We start from the raw sequence: 13033 nt of genomic DNA on the forward strand, positions 1-13033 counted from the left end.
CCCGGAGCTGCCCCGCCAAATCCGTCGGAGGTGCCGCCGAAATCGTAGACCAGTGCGAAATTCCAGTCGTTGAAGAACTTGCCGGCGAGCCCGATGCGGGCGCGGCGGACGTTCTCGCCGCTGTCGAGCCTCTGCGGCACGGTGGCCGCGGTGTTGGGACGATAGTCGTAGCCGCCGACGTCCCAATGCACGCGCCCGGTGATGGCGACGCAGTTCGCTGTATCGGCGGTGCAGATCGTCGGCCGGTTGTTCGGCATCGTTACGACAACGCCGGATGCCGGTGCAGGGCCCTTGACTGGAATCGCAGCATTGGCGTTGGCGACGACGGCCTTCGCTTCGGAGCGGGCTTCGGCTTTGGCTTCAGCCTTTACCTCGGCCTTGGTCTTCGCCGTGGCCGCTGCGTTCGCAGTGGTCTGGCTTTGCAGTCTGTCGAGCTTCTGCTCGAGCATTTTCAATTGCTGCTTCAGCAGTGCGATCTCCTGCTCGCTATTGCTCGCCGATTCTGCCTGCACTTGCGAGGCCGCCAGCGCGCCCGCGAGACCAATCGCCGTGGCCATGAATCTTGCTTTGCTCACGTCATCACTCCTTCGGTTGACGAGCTTCCCCAAGTCGAAAGCGCAGAGCCTAAGAACGATCGATGACTGCTCCGCGACGGCGCATCACGGTTGCCGGGTTCCCACTGATGTAAATTCGTCGCAACCGAATCCGTCCGTCCAGAATGCAAGATGACGGGCGTCATGCCAATGCGCGGCGAGGCAAATTGTCGTCCCGCTCGCAAAGCTTGCAGCCCGAAAGGCCCCAGAAGCGGGCTGAATATTGCCGCCCGGCGGCCTTCTAATGGGGGGCGAACGCGCCTATATTCCGGCGTCTTTTCCGAGAGGTAGGAATGTTTCGATCGATCTGGACCGCCGTCGTGACGGCATCGTGCCTTGCTTTTTCGGCCAGTCTCAATCCGGCGTCCGCCCAGGACCGTCGGGTCCCGTCGTCGCCGGCAGAGCTGCGGTTGTCCTACGCGCCAATCGTCCAGCGGGTGCAGCCCGCGGTCGTCAATGTCTATGCCGCCAAGATGGTGCAGAATCGCAACCCGCTTCTGGACGACCCGATCTTCCGTCGCTTCTTCGGCGTCCCGGGCCAGCAGCCCGAGCAGATGCAGCGTTCGCTCGGCTCCGGGGTCATTGTCGACGCTTCCGGCCTCGTCGTCACCAATGTCCACGTCATCGAGGGCGCCGACCAGGTCAAGGTGTCGCTGTCGGACAAACGTGAGTTCGAGGCCGACATCGTGCTGAAGGATACCCGCAGCGATCTCGCGGTGCTGCGTCTGAAGGACACCAAGGAGAAGTTTCCGACGCTCGACTTCACCAATTCGGATGAGCTGATGGTCGGCGACGTCGTGCTGGCGATCGGCAATCCGTTCGGCGTCGGCCAGACCGTGACCCACGGCATCATCTCGGCGCTCGCGCGCACCCAGGTCGGCATCACCGACTACCAGTTCTTCATCCAGACCGATGCCCCGATCAATCCCGGCAATTCCGGCGGCGCGCTGGTCGATATGAGCGGCAAGCTCGCCGGCATCAACACCGCGATCTATTCGCGCTCCGGCGGCTCGCAGGGCATCGGCTTTGCGATTCCGGCGAATATGGTGCGTGTGGTCGTCGCCTCCGCCAAGGGCGGCGGCAAGGCGGTGAAGCGTCCTTGGCTTGGTGCACGTCTCCAGGCGGTGACACCCGACATCGCGGAAAGCCTCGGCTTGCGCTCGCCGTCCGGCGCGCTGGTCGCAAGCGTGGTCCCGAATGGGCCGGCCGCCAAGGCCGGGTTGAAATCCTCCGACCTGATCGTTGCGATCGACGGCCAGAGCGTGGATGACCCCAACGCGTTCGACTATCGCTTCGCGACGCGGCCGCTGGGCGGTACGGCGCAGATCGACGTGCAGCGCGGCGGCAAGCCGGTGAAGCTGGCGGTGGCGCTGGAGACCGCGCCGGATTCGGGCCGCAACGAGCTCGTCATCACGACACGCTCGCCGTTCCAGGGTGCGAAGGTCTCGACCATCACGCCTGCGGTTGCCGACGAGCTGCATCTCGACGCCGACACCGAAGGCGTCGTCATCACCGAGCTCGGCGACGACTCGCCGGCAGCCGGTGTCGGCTTCCAGAAGGGTGACATCATCCTCGCCGTCAACAGTCAGAAGATCGGCAAGACCGGCGATCTCGAGAAGGCGGCGGCCGCAAGCCAGCGGCTGTGGCGCATCACGCTGGTGCGCGGCGGCCAGCAGATCAACGTCACGCTGGGCGGATGAGTCCGAAGCGACCACAGGAGACGCCGACGCTGTTTGCCGCGGCGGGGCTCGATCACGAAGCTCCGCATCCGCTGCCGGACCGGCTGCGGCCGCGTGCGCTGGCGGAGGTCGTCGGTCAGGATCACATCCTCGGCCCCGATGGCGCGCTGACCCGCATGCTGGAGACGCGCACGCTGGGCTCGCTGGTGTTCTGGGGGCCGCCGGGCACTGGCAAGACCACGGTGGCGCGGCTGCTGGCGGATGCGACCGACCTGCATTTCGAGCAGATCTCCGCGGTGTTCTCCGGCGTCGCCGATCTCAAGAAAGCCTTTGAAGCCGCGCGCGCCCGCCGCGAGATGGGAAAGGGCACGCTGTTGTTCGTCGACGAGGTGCACCGCTTCAATCGTGCCCAGCAGGATTCATTCTTGCCGGTGATGGAAGACGGCACGGTCGTCATGGTCGGCGCCACCACCGAGAATCCGTCCTTCGAGCTCAACGCGGCGCTTTTGTCGCGGGCGCGTGTGCTGGTGTTTCATTCGCTCGACGCGGCTGCGATCGAGAAGCTGTTCGTGCATGCCGAGGCGGTCGAAGGCCGCAAGCTGCCGCTCGATGCGGAAGCGCGCGCCGTGCTCGTGCGCATGGCCGACGGCGATGGCCGCGCCGCGCTGACGCTCGCCGAAGAGGTCTGGCGCGCCGCCCGCAAGGACGAGATCTTTGACGCCGCCCAATTGCAGGACATCTTGCAGCGCCGCGCGCCGATCTACGACAAATCCGCCGACGGCCACTACAACCTGATCTCGGCCCTGCATAAATCGGTGCGCGGCTCCGATCCCGACGCCGCGCTGTATTATCTCGCGCGCATGCTCGATGCAGGCGAGGACCCGCTGTTTCTGGCCCGCCGCGTCGTGCGCATGGCGGTCGAGGACATCGGGCTCGCCGATCCGCAGGCGCTCGTCATCGCCAATGCCGCAAAGGATGCGTTCGACTTTCTCGGCCATCCCGAGGGCGAACTCGCCATTGCGCAAGCGGTGGTCTATCTCGCCACTGCTCCGAAATCGAACGCGGTCTACACCGCCTTCGGCGCCGCCATGCAGACGGCAAAGCAGGCTGGCTCGCTGCTGCCGCCAAAACACATCCTGAATTCACCGACCAAGCTGATGAAGTCGGAAGGCTACGGCGCGTCTTACGAATACGACCACGACACCCCGGAGGCCTTTTCGGGGCAGGACTACTTTCCAGAGGCCCTCGGCCGTCAGACCTTCTACGACCCGCCGGACCGCGGTTTCGAGCGGGAGATCCGCAAGCGGTTGGATTACTGGGCCAAGCTGCGCAAGGAGCGGGGCGGCTCGCGCTAGAAACGGCCATTTCGCCGTGACGGGGGCCGGCTTTTAGGGTACGCAGGCAACCATGAGCCGCCGCATCAAGAGAATGAACCCAAAGCCCCGTTCGCGTGACGAGCGCGACGATTCACGCCCGTTCAAGGCCCGCAGCGTGAAGAAGGCCGGGCCGCGACCGGGTGGCAAGCCGGGTGCAAAACCGCCGCGGTTTGCGGCGGAGCGCGCCGAGCGGCGTCCGCCAAAAGCCGAGCTGGAAAGGGTTGCGCCAGCCAAGCCTGTCGAGGCGCTGTTGCCGACCAAGGTGCAGAGCGTCACCGTCACCGCCGACGAGAACAACATGCGCGTCGATCGTTTCCTGGAAGCGCGCTTTCCCGGCCTGTCGTTCTCCCACATCCAGCGCGTCGTCCGCAAAGGCGAGCTGCGCGTCGACGGCAAGCGTGTCGACAGCAAGGACCGGCTGGAGGAGGGGCAGAGCGTCCGCATTCCGCCGTTGAAGCTGGATGCGCCGAAAGCGGCGCCCGGCTCGCTGTCGGAAGCCGCCCAGAAGACGCTTGCTGCGCTGAAGGAGATGACGATCTACGAGGACGACGACGTTCTCGTGCTGAACAAGCCCGCCGGGCTCGCGGTGCAGGGCGGCTCGGGCATGACACGGCACATCGACCAGATGCTCGAGGTGATGCGCGATTCCAAGGGACAGAAGCCGCGCCTTGTGCACCGGATCGACCGCGAGACCTCGGGCTGTCTGCTCGTCGCCAAGACGCGCTTCGCCGCGAGCCATCTGACCGGCGCCTTCCGCTCGCGCTCGGCGCGGAAAACCTATTGGGCGCTGGTGCCGGGCCTGCCGAAGCCGAAGCAGGGCCGCATCTCGACGTTCCTTGCCAAGGAGGAGAGCGAGGACGACACCATCATGCGCATCGCGCAGCATGGCGACGAGGGCGCGAGCCACGCGGTCACTTACTACGCGGTGGTCGAAACCGCCGGCAACAAGCTGACCTGGGTCTCCCTGAAGCCGGTGACGGGGCGCACCCACCAGCTCCGCGCGCACATGGCGCATATCGGTCATCCCATCGTCGGCGATCCCAAATATTTCAACATCGAGAATTGGCAATTGCCGGGCGGCTTGCAAAACCGGCTGCACCTGCTGGCGCGCCGCATCGTGATCCCGCATCCGCGCGGCGGCGTGATCGACGCCACCGCGCCACTGCCGCCGCATATGCAGCAGTCGTGGAATCTGCTCGGGTTGGATGCAAGCAGATTTGATCCGATCGAGAACGCGCCGGAAGAGTAGTGGTGCTATGAGGCACTGCTGCTAGCCCCGTCATTGCGAGGAGCTCTTGCGACGAAGCAATCCAGTCTGTCCCCGCGGAAAGACTCTGGATTGCTTCGCTGCGCTCGCAAATGACGGTGTGGAGACAGCGGTGGTTCGCGCCACTCACTTCCGAAACTGCTCCAGAAACATCCGCAGGCTGTCATGCGGGCTCTCGACATCCGCGATCAGCCATCCCTCCGGCCCGTTGACCAGGATGAAGTTCAGCGTCACCGGCCGGCCGTGATTGTCGAACTTCGCCGCGACATAGGTCTTGTCGTATTGCTTGCGCAGGATTGCGATCGCGACCGGACCGAGCTTCCAGCTTGGGCTCTGCACCAGGAAGTCATAGGGCTCGGCCCTCGGCGCGGACCACGCCTTGCGCAGGCTGGGATCGAAGAATTGCCGCGCGCTCGCGGCATCCCGCGGCAGGCCTTTGGACAGCTCCGGCGTGCCCTCGCCGTAATAGGCATAGACATTGCGCACCAGCGATTCCGGGCTGCGGAAGCCGGCCTGCGCGGTGGCCAGCCAAAACCCGGCGAAGAGCGCCAGAATGCCTGCAAGTTCCCTCATCCCGCCGCTCGCTTTATCGGCTGCCGGTCTTATCTTAAAGGCCTAGTATTGTGCGTCCGGGGCCAAAAACCAAATGCGTGAACTTTTCGACGAGATGGCGGGGCGATCCCCGCTCGATCCGCAGGAGGCGGTCCGCCAGGCCGCGCGCAAGCCGCAGCGCAAGCGCTTCTACAAGGAGGCTGGTGTTGCCGAGGCCGAGGGCGGTTTTGCCATCACGCTCGACGGCAAGCCAATCCGCACGCCCTCGGGCCGCCAGGTGGCGATCCCCTCGCGCGCGCTCGCCGACGCAGTTGCCGCGGAATGGGCGGCGCAGGGGGAGACGATCGCCCCCCTGAGCATGCCGCTGACCCGGATTGCCAACAGCGTGGTCGAGGGCGTCGTCGACCGCGTCGATCTCGTCACCGACGATCTCGCCAACTATCTGCAGTCCGACCTGCTGTTCTATCGTGCCGGTCATCCGGAGGGGCTGGTCGCCCGCGAGGCCGCGCATTGGGATCCCGTGCTGTTCTGGGCCGCGGAGACGCTTGGGGCCCATTTCATTCTGTCCGAAGGCATCATGCACGTGAAGCAACCGGACGAGGCCATTCAGGCTGCGCGCGCCGCACTGCCACAGGATGCGTGGTCCGTGGCAGCGCTCCACGTGATCACGACCCTGACTGGTTCGGCCCTGCTGGCGCTGGCGCTGGCGCACGGGGTGCGCGACGCGGACCAGGTCTGGGCGGCTGCTTACGCCGATGAGGACTGGAATGCCGAGAAGTGGGGCGTGGACGAGGAATCAGCTGCCCGCCGCGCCGCCCGTCTGAGGGATTTTCAGGCCGCCGTAACGGTTCTGGCGGCCATGCAGCCGACGACGGCCGAAGGTCCTTAACGACAGGTTTACGACGCAGGCGTTAGGGTGGCCCGTGCTCCTGGGCCCCTGAGATGGCAACGCCGATCAGCTCCATTACTCCGGTCAGCGCTGCCAGCCCCGTGGCTGATGCGGCGACGCCGGACCTCGTGCTTCAGGCCGGTAGCGTCGTCGACGCCAGGGTCGTGAGCCTGCTCGCCGACAATCTGGTGCGGATCGCGATCGCAAACCTGTCCCTGGACGTGATGTCCGAAGTGCCGCTGACGCCAGGGCAAAGTCTCCAGCTTGCGGTGTCGCAGAACGACGGCACCATCCGGCTCGCCGTCGTCAACGGAGCGGGCGAGGCTGCAAAAGCGGATCAGATCACGCTGACGCCGGGCGCGGCCTCGCTGGTGGAGAGCCCGTCGCTTGCGCCGTCCGCGACCACGGCTCGCAATCCTCTGACGCCATCCGAGCAGGTCGCCGTCACATGGGCCTCGGCTGACGCCGTTACCAAACAAGGTAGCCAGGCCCCCTTGTTCGCCAACCTGGCCTCCGTCGTCACGGGCAGCGATTTGCCGGCAGGACTGAAGCAGGCGGTGCTGGACGTGCTGGCGCAGCAGACACCGCTCAATACCGGCCTTGACGGAGCCGACATCCAATCCGCCTTCCAGAAGTCCGGGCTGCTCCTCGAGGCCTCACTCGCGGCGGGGGCTGCGCCATCTCCCGTGCCGGACCTGAAGGCCGCGCTGCTCGTGCTGCGCCAGACGCTGACCGCGACCTCCGGTGCGCTCGAGAGCGGCGTACCGCAGATGGCAACGCAAGGCGCCGTACTCCCCGCGAACTCCGCCGCCACGCCGCAGCTCGCAGGTCCGATCGCTCAAATTGTGCGCGAGGCCACGCAGGTGATGTCGCCGGCAGTTGACGTAGAGATCGCCCCATCGCTGCAAACGCCGCGCAGCGCCAATCTCGCGACCGCCGTGTTGACTGAGATAGCCGCGGGAGCCCAGCAGGCGCTCCCGCGCACCATGTCCGCTGGTCTGGCCGCAACCCTGCTGCAGGAGGTCACGCAAAACCTGCCGCGCATGATCGGCAACGTTCCCGGCTCGAACAAGGCCGTGCCGGATGGCCACATCTTCGAGGCGGCCGCGCGCGTCACGCCGCCGCCGTTCCGCGGCGCGCTGCCATCGCCGCAATCTATCGCGTCACCATCGCTCGCGCCGGATACGCCGCTCGCCGCAGCCGTGCACCGCCTGCTCGACGACGCCGATGCCGCGATCGCGCGGCAGACCTTGTTGCAGGTCGCCTCGCTTCCGGATCGCGTCGATGCCAGCGGCCATCGCGTCGATCCGACGGTGCCGCAGTGGAATTTCGAGATTCCCTTTGCAACCCCGCAGGGCACTGCGATGGCGCAGTTCGAGATCTCGCGCGACGGCGGCAACGAATCCGCCGATCCTGCCAGACGCGCCTGGCGCGCGCGCTTCTCGCTCAATGTCGAACCGACCGGCCCCGTGCACGCGCTGATCACGCTCAATGGCGACAAGACCTTTGTGCGGATGTGGGCGGAGCGGCCGGCGACGGCGCAGCAGCTCCGCGCCGGTATCGGCGAGCTCAGCCAGGCGATGACGAAGGCCGAGCTCAAGCCCGGCGACATCGTGGTGCGGGACGGCACTCCGCCACAGCCCGCACCGGCGCGCGCCGGGCACTTTCTGGATCGTGCCACATGAGCGACGCCTCCAAGCTCGCAATTGCGCTGCATTACGAGAAGGGCAGCGGCGCGCCGGTGGTCGTCGCCAAGGGCAAGGGCACGATCGGTGCAAAGATCGTCGAGATCGCCAAAGCTCACGACATCCCGATCGAGGAGAACGAGGTCCTGGCCGGCGCGCTGTCCAAGATCGAGCTTGGCGAGGAGATCCCGCCCGACCTCTACAAGGCCGTCGCCGAAGTGCTGGTGTTCGTGCTGCGCCTGTCGGGCCGGGTGCGGTAGAGCTTGGACGCGGACCCGTGCTGGCCCGCGCGGCGCCGGAAGCATGGAGCGGCGACCTGTCTCATGGCCAGGCAGAACTAGCAGCCACCGTTCAAACCCGGTGAACCGTAGGGCTCGTCATTGCGAGGAGCTCTTGCGACGAAGCAATCCAGACTATCTCCGCGGCGCCTTTAGGCGGGACCGGCCTGCCTCTTCACCGCCAGCGCCTGGTCGATCGCAAAGCCGCCGATCTCGCTCATCGCCTGTGAGATCACGTCGCCTTTCTGCGCAAAGCCGCCCGAGAGATAATCGAACTGCGTCCGCGCCAGCCGCAGCACCTCGATCGGTACGGAGACCGCGGTCTCGTTGAAGCTGTCGACCGAGGCGCGGAGCGTCTCGAGCTCGGTTGTCAGCTTGCCGATATGGCTTTCCGCATCCTGCATCAGGCCGAGCAGCTTGCCGCGCTCGGTGTCGAAAGCGGTCCGCTCAGCGGTGGCCGCCGCCGTCACTTCGGCGAGCTGTGTGCGCAGCGCGGCGATCTGGCCAATCATGGCGTCGGAGGCAAGCTCGGCGGCTTCGTGCCGCTCGGCGTTACGCGTGCTCTCTTCCTGCGCCTGGTGAAAGAGCCGCTCGGCCGTCATCGCCCGCTGGGTCAGGGACTCGATCAGCGCGGCGGCGCGCAGCAGCATCTCGCCGTTCCGCCCCGACACCATGCTGGCCATCCGCCGCAGGAAGCCGGTGGTTTCGGACGACGAGTTCGGCGGCAGCGAGACGACCGTGGCGGACATGGGTGATGCCAGACGTGATGACCGCCGCCGTACCGACTGAGCTTACGCAACATTCGGCGCCTGATCCTGAAGCGTGAGCAAGCCTGAATCGGCTGCGCCGGTCAACCGGGCAGGGCCGACAAAATGGCTGCAATCCCGCCGCGAAAGCGCGCGACATCAGGCGCCAGTTTGCCGCCCGATCCGCCCGAGATGGGTGAAGCCGAAGCCGGCCGAGTATTTCAGGCCGTAGCCGAGCGCCCGGTCGACTCCAATATGGGCGAGCCAGATCAAGGCGATGGACAGGGTCAAGGGCGAGGCGAAGCCGAGGCCCAGCGTCAGCAGCGTCACCGGCGCCATGTAGCTGTGGGCGGCATTGTAGACGATCGCGCCGAACCGCGCGTCGGCGAGGTACGCCAGGAAGCTGAGATCAGGGACGAAAAACAGCAGGGCGAACACCAGCCAGGAGCCGCCCCAGGCCGCGTAGAGCATCACCATGCCCACGAACAGGGTCAGCCCCTCCAGGCGAAGCAGAATCTTGACGCCGCCGGTCACCGCGCCGGTCTCGGCAGCTCGCTCGTCCATGCTCGTCTCCTCCGGCAAAACTTTGTAATCCCTCACGCTTTCGGCGCCGGCAGGGCAGCCCTGCGAGCCCGAAAGGGCGCTTTCCGGCCCGCAAAACGCCGTGTTAGAACCCCGCATCAGTTAAGACCTGGCGGGAGCAAATGAAACATATCCTGGACGCCCTTGAAGACCGTCGCGCCGGCGCCAAGCTCGGCGGCGGGGAGAAGCGCATCGAGGCGCAGCATGCCCGCGGCAAGCTGACCGCGCGCGAGCGCATCGAGCTCTTGCTCGACAAGGGATCGTTCGAGGAATTCGACATGTTCGTCGAGCACCGCTCCACCGAGTTCGGCATGGAGAAGAACAAGGTGCCGGGCGACGGCGTCGTCACCGGCTGGGGCACCGTCAACGGCCGCAAGACGTTCGTGTTCGCCAAGGATTTCACCGTGTTCGGCGGCTCGCTGTCCGAGACCCACGCGCTGAAGATCACAAAGCTCCAGGACATGGCGATGAAGGCGAGGGCGCCCATCATCGGCCTCTACGACGCGGGCGGCGCTCGCATCCAGGAAGGCGTCGCCGCGCTCGCCGGCTATTCCTACGTGTTCCGCCGCAACGTGCTCGCCTCCGGCGTGATCCCGCAGATCTCCGTCATCATGGGCCCGTGCGCCGGCGGCGACGTCTATTCGCCGGCGATGACCGACTTCATCTTCATGGTGAAGAACACCAGCTACATGTTCGTCACCGGCCCCGACGTGGTGAAGACGGTGACCAACGAAGTCGTCACTGCAGAAGAACTCGGCGGTGCCAGCGTTCACGCCACGCGCTCGTCGATCGCGGACGGCGCGTTCGAGAACGACGTCGAGACGCTGCTGCAGATGCGGCGCCTGATCGATTTCCTGCCGTCGAACAACACCGATGGCGTGCCGGAATGGCCGAGCTTCGACGACATCGGCCGCGTCGACATGTCCCTGGACACGCTGATCCCCGACAACCCGAACAAGCCTTACGACATGAAGGAGCTGATCCTGAAGGTCGTGGACGAAGGCGACTTCTTTGAGATCGCGGATGCCTTTGCCAAGAACATCGTCACCGGCTTTGGCCGCATCGCCGGCCGCACCGTCGGCTTCGTCGCCAACCAGCCGATGGTGCTGGCCGGCGTGCTCGACTCCGACGCCTCACGCAAGGCGGCGCGCTTCGTTCGTTTTTGCGATGCCTTCAACATCCCCATCGTCACCTTCGTCGACGTGCCCGGCTTCCTGCCCGGCACCGCGCAGGAATATGGCGGCCTGATCAAGCACGGCGCAAAACTTCTGTTCGCCTATTCGCAATGCACCGTGCCGCTCGTGACCATCATCACCCGCAAGGCCTATGGCGGCGCGTTCGACGTCATGGCCTCCAAGGAGATCGGCGCCGACATGAACTACGCCTGGCCCACCGCGCAGATCGCGGTGATGGGTGCCAAGGGCGCCGTCGAGATCATCTTCCGCTCGGACATCGGCGACCCCGACAAGATCGCGGCGCGCACCAAGGAATACGAAGACCGCTTCCTGTCCCCCTTCATCGCCGCCGAGCGCGGCTACATCGACGACGTCATCATGCCCCACTCGACCCGCAAGCGCATCGCGCGGGCACTGGCGATGCTCAGGGACAAGAAGGTCGAGACGCCGGCGAAGAAGCACGACAATTTGCCGTTGTGAATGAAGCGTCGGGTGGGTCAGGCGAAGCCGCAGCTCACCAGGACGCAATCGATGCAGGTAGCCGAAGACGAGCGTGATATGCCGAGTGTCTTCGACTTGCCTGAAGATCAAGCTCTGCGCGTTACGCACAACACGTGCATCGCGACGATTTGAAATCCAATGACCGAAGACGATCCGACCGACGAGATCTCAGATATAGAAGCGCGGATCGAGGCGCTGGCCGAGATCGCCGAGCGATGCCGCAAGTACATTCTGGCCTCCAAATTCGCCATCAGCGCCGGCGCAGCATTGCTGCTGGTGACGATCCTCGGCGTGTTCGGCTTCGCTCAAACCGCCGCGCTCGGATCGATCGCCCTGGTGTTGGGCGGAATTGTCTCGCTCGGCTCGAACGTCAGCACGTTGCGGCAGACGGAGGACGCGATCCGTTCCGCGGAGGCGCTTCGGGCACAACTGATCGGAAGCATCGACCTTCGCGTGGTTGCCGATACGCCGATGAAGCTGGTGTGACGCCACGTTTGCGGGCGCACAGCACGCATCACGCCGCAGCCCTGTGCGTCAGCTCCTGCAGCTCGGAGCGGCATTCGGCTGCGTAGGCCTGAAGCCGCTCCACGGTCTGCTGATCGAGGATGGCTTTCGCCAGCCGCTCGGCGCGGGCCAGTTGCTCTCTCAGGTATTCGATGCGGGCCATGTGTCACCTTCCGCTGCGATAATTTGAAGCAAATTGCTTGGTTCCGGCGGCTGTGATCCTATGGTTATCGCCGGGTTAATGATGTGCGGCTCGTCACGTTCCGGTGCGCGCTGCGTCCGCCGCGGTTCTTGTAGGATGGGAAAGGCGCGCTTGCGCCGTGCCCACCATTTTTGCGGTGGCCGAGGTGGTGGGCACGCTGCGCTTTGCCTACGCGATCGCTGGGTTTCGCTTACTGCCAAGCTTCGTTGGCGCCAAACAACAGGAGGACATCCGATGCCTGCCGCCTTCTTCGTCGTCCGTGCCATCGTCACCGATCCCGGCAGGCGCGCCGCCTTCGACACATGGTACGAGACGGAACATTTGCCCGACGCGGTGAAGGCGTTCGGCGTCACCATGGCCTGGCGGTTCTGGAGTCTCGATGATCCATCGCTGCATCAGGCGATGTATCAGTTCGACGACGAGGCCAGGCTTGCGGCCATGCTGAAAGGCGACGCGCTGAAGCAGTTGGTCGCCGATTTCAATCGGGAGTGGCCGGATGTGAAACGCACGCGCGAGACGCTGGTGCTGATGCAGGAATTTGGGACGTAGCTGCGCCAATCTGAACGTGCGATTCAGTTTCGGTTCATGTCGTCACGGCGACACTTGCCTCTGCATCACGGGCACGATGATCCAAGAGGAAGATGTTCATGGAACGCCGTAATTTTCTCAAACTGGCCATTGGTGTCGCGGCTGGCGCCGCCGCGTTCACGGCCGCCGCGCAGGCCGCGCCGCTGTCACCGCAACCGATCGACGGTCCGACCCACCTGCCGGACGCGAACACCGATCTCCGACCGGCCGTCACCAGCAGCGAGGAAGTGGCCGGCATGAAGCCGGAGCAGGTGCGCTGGCACGGCCATTGGCATCATCGTCACTGGGGTTGGCGCCACCGTCACTGGGGCTGGCGTCGCCGCTGGCATCGCCGCCACTGGCGGCACTGGTAGCCGCGTTCTGGAACGGAAAAGGGGATCGCGATTACGATCCCCTTTTTCCGCTGCGGGTCTCAA

At 65.4% G+C, this 13033-nt stretch carries 15 protein-coding genes; 10 read left to right on the forward strand and 5 right to left on the reverse strand.

The features are described 5' to 3' along the window. Positions 1-557, reverse strand: a 557-nt coding sequence (locus AC0L2O_RS32110; RefSeq protein WP_473372630.1) for a porin, incomplete at its 3' end; no start/stop codon positions are given. Between the two features lie 329 nt (positions 558-886). Here AC0L2O_RS32110 and AC0L2O_RS32115 point away from each other — a divergent pair. Genes AC0L2O_RS32115 through AC0L2O_RS32125 form a run of 3 tightly spaced genes read left to right on the forward strand, consistent with a single transcriptional unit; the run spans position 887 to position 4897 of the window. Further along, complete coding sequence (locus tag AC0L2O_RS32115) at positions 887-2293, forward strand: DegQ family serine endoprotease (protein ID WP_409188262.1); 1407 nt, start codon at positions 887-889, stop codon at positions 2291-2293. Further along, positions 2290-3627, forward strand: coding sequence for a replication-associated recombination protein A (locus AC0L2O_RS32120; RefSeq protein WP_369723124.1), 1338 nt, complete (start codon positions 2290-2292; stop codon positions 3625-3627). The genes AC0L2O_RS32115 and AC0L2O_RS32120 overlap by 4 nt, the downstream gene beginning before the upstream one ends. A 52-nt stretch (positions 3628-3679) precedes the next feature. Beyond that, positions 3680-4897 (forward strand): RluA family pseudouridine synthase, encoded by a 1218-nt coding sequence (locus tag AC0L2O_RS32125; protein ID WP_473372598.1) that lies wholly within the window; start codon positions 3680-3682, stop codon positions 4895-4897. 144 nt (positions 4898-5041) lie between these two features. On the opposite strand, the gene AC0L2O_RS32130 is transcribed toward AC0L2O_RS32125, so the two are convergent. Then, positions 5042-5488 (reverse strand): hypothetical protein, encoded by a 447-nt coding sequence (locus tag AC0L2O_RS32130; RefSeq protein ID WP_473372599.1) that lies wholly within the window; start codon positions 5486-5488, stop codon positions 5042-5044. A 73-nt stretch (positions 5489-5561) separates the two neighbouring features. Between AC0L2O_RS32130 and AC0L2O_RS32135 the strand changes: the two genes are divergently transcribed. The 3 genes from AC0L2O_RS32135 to AC0L2O_RS32145 are packed head-to-tail and all read left to right on the forward strand — an operon-like array spanning position 5562 to position 8301. Then, the gene (locus AC0L2O_RS32135; protein ID WP_473372600.1) at positions 5562-6356 is read left to right on the forward strand and encodes an ATP12 family chaperone protein; all 795 of its coding nucleotides are present in this window, start codon (positions 5562-5564) and stop codon (positions 6354-6356) included. Positions 6357-6409: 53 nt separating this feature from the next. Further along, positions 6410-8041, forward strand: a complete 1632-nt coding sequence (fliK, locus tag AC0L2O_RS32140; RefSeq protein WP_473372601.1) for a flagellar hook-length control protein FliK — start codon at positions 6410-6412, stop codon at positions 8039-8041. Then, complete coding sequence (locus tag AC0L2O_RS32145) at positions 8038-8301, forward strand: EscU/YscU/HrcU family type III secretion system export apparatus switch protein (RefSeq protein ID WP_473372602.1); 264 nt, start codon at positions 8038-8040, stop codon at positions 8299-8301. Before fliK ends, AC0L2O_RS32145 begins: the two co-directional genes overlap by 4 nt. A gap of 170 nt (positions 8302-8471) precedes the next feature. Here the strand turns inward: AC0L2O_RS32145 and AC0L2O_RS32150 are convergent, their stop codons facing one another. Together AC0L2O_RS32150 and AC0L2O_RS32155 are read right to left on the reverse strand one after the other, a co-directional pair. Further along, positions 8472-9068 carry a hypothetical protein gene (locus tag AC0L2O_RS32150; protein WP_473372603.1) on the reverse strand — a complete coding sequence of 199 codons (597 nt, stop codon included), beginning with the start codon at positions 9066-9068 and terminating at the stop codon, positions 8472-8474. A 156-nt stretch (positions 9069-9224) separates the two neighbouring features. Beyond that, positions 9225-9629: a DUF4260 domain-containing protein gene (locus AC0L2O_RS32155; protein ID WP_473372604.1), complete on the reverse strand. Its 405-nt coding sequence runs from the start codon at positions 9627-9629 to the stop codon at positions 9225-9227. 140 nt (positions 9630-9769) lie between these two features. On the opposite strand from AC0L2O_RS32155, the gene AC0L2O_RS32160 reads away from it, so the two are divergent. Both AC0L2O_RS32160 and AC0L2O_RS32165 read left to right on the forward strand, forming a co-directional pair. After that, a complete protein-coding gene (locus AC0L2O_RS32160; protein ID WP_369723133.1) occupies positions 9770-11302 on the forward strand; it encodes an acyl-CoA carboxylase subunit beta in 1533 nt (510 codons plus the stop codon). Between the two features lie 159 nt (positions 11303-11461). Then, positions 11462-11809, forward strand: coding sequence for a hypothetical protein (locus tag AC0L2O_RS32165; protein ID WP_473372605.1), 348 nt, complete (start codon positions 11462-11464; stop codon positions 11807-11809). Between the two features lie 28 nt (positions 11810-11837). On the opposite strand, the gene AC0L2O_RS32170 is transcribed toward AC0L2O_RS32165, so the two are convergent. Continuing rightward, positions 11838-11990: a hypothetical protein gene (locus tag AC0L2O_RS32170; RefSeq protein ID WP_473372606.1), complete on the reverse strand. Its 153-nt coding sequence runs from the start codon at positions 11988-11990 to the stop codon at positions 11838-11840. A 273-nt stretch (positions 11991-12263) separates the two neighbouring features. On the opposite strand from AC0L2O_RS32170, the gene AC0L2O_RS32175 reads away from it, so the two are divergent. Then, on the forward strand, positions 12264-12578 hold the full coding sequence (locus tag AC0L2O_RS32175; protein ID WP_473372607.1) for a hypothetical protein: 315 nt from the start codon (positions 12264-12266) through the stop codon (positions 12576-12578). A gap of 98 nt (positions 12579-12676) precedes the next feature. Next, positions 12677-12970, forward strand: coding sequence for a twin-arginine translocation signal domain-containing protein (locus tag AC0L2O_RS32180; RefSeq protein WP_369723136.1), 294 nt, complete (start codon positions 12677-12679; stop codon positions 12968-12970). Positions 12971-13033: the final 63 nt, after the last annotated feature.

It is taken from the genome of Bradyrhizobium sp. Kon10, from assembly GCF_055807395.1.

Excerpts from the sequence above, each read along its gene's own strand:
- AC0L2O_RS32180 (WP_369723136.1), top strand. The coding sequence starts at position 12,677 with ATGGAACGCCGTAATTTTCTCAAACTGGCCATTGGTGTCGCGGCTGGC.
- fliK (WP_473372601.1), top strand. The coding sequence starts at position 6,410 with ATGGCAACGCCGATCAGCTCCATTACTCCGGTCAGCGCTGCCAGCCCC.
- AC0L2O_RS32170 (WP_473372606.1), bottom strand. The coding sequence starts at position 11,990 with ATGGCCCGCATCGAATACCTGAGAGAGCAACTGGCCCGCGCCGAGCGG.
- AC0L2O_RS32125 (WP_473372598.1), top strand. The coding sequence starts at position 3,680 with ATGAGCCGCCGCATCAAGAGAATGAACCCAAAGCCCCGTTCGCGTGAC.
- AC0L2O_RS32150 (WP_473372603.1), bottom strand. The coding sequence starts at position 9,068 with ATGTCCGCCACGGTCGTCTCGCTGCCGCCGAACTCGTCGTCCGAAACC.
- AC0L2O_RS32160 (WP_369723133.1), top strand. The coding sequence starts at position 9,770 with ATGAAACATATCCTGGACGCCCTTGAAGACCGTCGCGCCGGCGCCAAG.
- AC0L2O_RS32135 (WP_473372600.1), top strand. The coding sequence starts at position 5,562 with ATGCGTGAACTTTTCGACGAGATGGCGGGGCGATCCCCGCTCGATCCG.
- AC0L2O_RS32165 (WP_473372605.1), top strand. The coding sequence starts at position 11,462 with ATGACCGAAGACGATCCGACCGACGAGATCTCAGATATAGAAGCGCGG.
- AC0L2O_RS32155 (WP_473372604.1), bottom strand. The coding sequence starts at position 9,629 with ATGGACGAGCGAGCTGCCGAGACCGGCGCGGTGACCGGCGGCGTCAAG.
- AC0L2O_RS32175 (WP_473372607.1), top strand. The coding sequence starts at position 12,264 with ATGCCTGCCGCCTTCTTCGTCGTCCGTGCCATCGTCACCGATCCCGGC.
- AC0L2O_RS32130 (WP_473372599.1), bottom strand. The coding sequence starts at position 5,488 with ATGAGGGAACTTGCAGGCATTCTGGCGCTCTTCGCCGGGTTTTGGCTG.
- AC0L2O_RS32145 (WP_473372602.1), top strand. The coding sequence starts at position 8,038 with ATGAGCGACGCCTCCAAGCTCGCAATTGCGCTGCATTACGAGAAGGGC.
- AC0L2O_RS32115 (WP_409188262.1), top strand. The coding sequence starts at position 887 with ATGTTTCGATCGATCTGGACCGCCGTCGTGACGGCATCGTGCCTTGCT.
- AC0L2O_RS32120 (WP_369723124.1), top strand. The coding sequence starts at position 2,290 with ATGAGTCCGAAGCGACCACAGGAGACGCCGACGCTGTTTGCCGCGGCG.